This window comes from Streptomyces sp. a15 (assembly GCF_059026085.1).
The window spans coordinates 1-2,837 of record NZ_JBWLKM010000199.1 but is presented as its reverse complement, the minus strand read 5'-3'; the positions used below and the strand labels follow the sequence as shown (position 1 = coordinate 2,837).

Annotated in this window: 4 protein-coding genes; all 4 read left to right on the top strand. The window is 67.9% G+C overall.

Going from position 1 to position 2,837, the window contains the following annotated elements; all coding sequences use genetic code 11:
- On the top strand, positions 1-429 hold a 429-nt coding region (locus AC5P09_RS51555; protein WP_493880568.1), incomplete at its 5' end, for a DUF3533 domain-containing protein.
- Positions 430-612: 183 nt separating this feature from the next.
- Positions 613-1,182, top strand: a complete 570-nt coding sequence (locus AC5P09_RS51550) for a TetR/AcrR family transcriptional regulator (protein ID WP_493880567.1) — start codon at positions 613-615, stop codon at positions 1,180-1,182.
- Positions 1,183-1,611: 429 nt separating this feature from the next.
- Positions 1,612-2,427 (top strand): oxidoreductase, encoded by an 816-nt coding sequence (locus AC5P09_RS51545; protein ID WP_493880566.1) that lies wholly within the window; start codon positions 1,612-1,614, stop codon positions 2,425-2,427.
- A gap of 192 nt (positions 2,428-2,619) precedes the next feature.
- Positions 2,620-2,837, top strand: a 218-nt coding sequence (locus AC5P09_RS51540; RefSeq protein ID WP_493880565.1) for an NmrA family NAD(P)-binding protein, incomplete at its 3' end; no start/stop codon positions are given.

The window sequence follows — 2,837 nt, the reverse complement described above, 5'->3', positions numbered from 1 at the left end:
ATGGGCATGGACGCCGCCCACCTGCCCCTGCTGTGGCTGTACTCGGTGTGCGCCATCGCCGTCACCGGGATCGGTGCACTCACCCTCCTCGCCGTCTTCGGCACGCCCGGCATGCTGGTGGTCACACTGGTCTTCATCGCGATGGCGGTGCCGACAGCAGGCGCCACCACTCCGATCGAGGCGCTGCCCGGCTTCTACCGCTTCCTCTCGGAGTTCGAGCCGCTGCGGCAGATCACCGGCGGCATCCGCTCGATCCTCTACTACGACGCCCAGGCCGACGCCGGGCTGACCCGGGGCTGGGTGATGATGGCCGCAGGCCTCGCGGCAGCCGCCCTCTTCGGCTTCGGGGTGCTGGGGTGGTACGACCGCAAGGGACTGCATCGCATCCCGGTCGAGACGAAGCCCGAGAAGACCGCCGTCCAGGCGTAGCGGAACGCAAGGGGAGGCGCGCACACCATCAGGGCTCGGCGACGACCTGTCCCCCGGAGTCGTCGCCGAGCCTCTGTGCGCACGTCAGCTGTCCGCTCAACTGTGCGCGGCGCCGGAAGCCGCCCGGCCCACCCTAAAAACCGATCGGTTTTGATTTCGTGCGCATCGAGTTAACCTCGCAGTATGACCACCGAAGTAAAGCCAAGTACCAGAGAGCGGCTGCTGGAGGCGGCGGCCACGCTCACCTACCGAGACGGTGTCGGCATCGGCGTCGAGGCGCTGTGCAAAGCGGCAGGCGTATCCAAGCGCTCCCTGTACCAGCTGTTCGACAGCAAGGACGAACTGCTGGCAGCCAGCCTGGAGGAGCGTGCTTCCGGCTTCGTGGCGACGCTCCTGCCCGCGGCGGACGACGGCCGGTCACCCCGCGAGCGGATCCTCCACGTCTTCGAGCGAGTGGAGTCGCAGGCGGGTGCGCCCGAGTTCCGAGGCTGTCGGTACCTGGCTGTGCAGATCGAGCTCAAAGATCAGAACCACCCCGCGAGCCGGGTGGCCCACGGGATCAAGGCCAATCTCACGGCGTTCTTCCGTTCCGAGGCCGAACAGGGCGGGGCAAGCGATCCCGACCTCCTGGCCCGGCAGCTGATCCTGGTCTTCGACGGCGCCAACGCCCGCGCGGGGATCGGAGCCGACACACTGACGGGGCTCGTCGAGCCCACGGTGACCACGCTGCTCGATGCGGCTGGAGTGCGCTGACGTATCGCCTGTTCCAGAAGACTCGGTGACTGATGCGCTCCCCGAGTTGACAGTTCATCGCGCCGCGCCTCGGCGGCCGCCACGATGTCGTATCCCTGCATCTGCTTCAGGAGCGTTTCGGGGCACGTCGAGGTCAGCCGCGTGGACCCCTACACGCTGACCCTGTTCATGCCGTCATTCTCGCAGGCACCAGTCAGCGTCCCGCAGGCAGCAAGCCGCCGAAGCGTCGCGAGCCCGCAGGGCCATTGACCCAACACCGCCCGGGGCCTCGCGCGGACGCGCCTTGCCGCCGACGTCCTGGCGGCGGATCGATCCGCAGGTAGCCGGTGACACGTCCCGGATCATTTCCCGCTCGAACTTGCACGCGGAAACCGATCAGTTTACGGTGAGACGAAACCGATCGGTTTCTCGATGAATACGGGAGTAATGATGACGACAAATCGACCGGTGGCACTCGTGACGGGTGCGTCATCCGGCATCGGCAAGGAAACCGCGCTCGCACTGGTCGCAGCCGGTTTCGACGTGGCCGGCACAGGCCGCGACACCTCGCGCGTCACCCCGCTCCACGGTGTGACGTTCCTCGACCTCGACGTGGCCAGTGACGCCTCGGTCACCGCTGCGGTCGAGCAGGTGATCGAGCGGTTCGGGCGGATCGACGTCCTGGTCAACAACGCCGGCATCGGCTCGATGGGTGCGGCCGAGGAAACCTCCGTCGCGCAGGCTCAGGGCGTCTTCGAGACCAACGTCTTCGGGGTCATGCGCATGGTCAACGAGGTCCTGCCGCACATGCGCGCCCAGCGACGCGGGCGCATCATCAACATCTCGTCCGTACTCGGGTTCCTGCCCCAGCCGTACATGGCCGTCTACGCCGCCTCCAAGCACGCGGTCGAGGGCTACACCGAGTCCCTGGACCACGAGATCCGTGAGCACGGCGTCCGGGCGCTCATCGTCGAACCCGCCTACACCAGGACCGGATTCGAGGCCAACAGTGCGAAGCCGGACACACCCCTGCACGCCTACGCGAAGCAGCGGCAGACCGTCGACCGCGTGCTGGCGCGGGCGATCAGGGACGGCGACGTCCCCACCGTCGTCGCCAAGGCGATCGTCGCGGCAGCGACCGACGCCACACCGAAGCTGCGCTACACCGCCGGCCCCCTGGCCGGACGCGCGAGGGTCCTGCGCCGCGTCGCCCCCGCCGGGGTCTTCGACAAGCAGATCCGCAAGATGAACCGGCTGGCCGGCTGACGCGCAGACCCACGCGGAGGCGGCGGCCACCAAGCTCAGCCCCTTCGCCTCACAGTGCGCCATCCAGCGGACCGTCGCACCCCGGGCAGGCCACTCCTTGCACACCGAGCAGCCCAAGACCGTCGCCGACCACCTCCTGGGCTTTCTCAACAGCTGACTCCCCCCACCACCAGACAGAGGACAGACACCTTGGTGTCAGAGCGCAACCCCATCCTGATCACCGGTGCCGCCGGCGAAATCGGTGGTGTGAGCCGAACGATGGTCGACATGCTGCTCGAACAAGGGCACCCCGTGCGCGCGTTCGTGCGGCATGACGACGAACGCGCGCACTCACTCCGGCAGGCCGGGGCCGAGGTCTTCGTCGGTGACCTGCTCACCATCGCCGACGTGACCGCCGCGCTGAAGGGCGT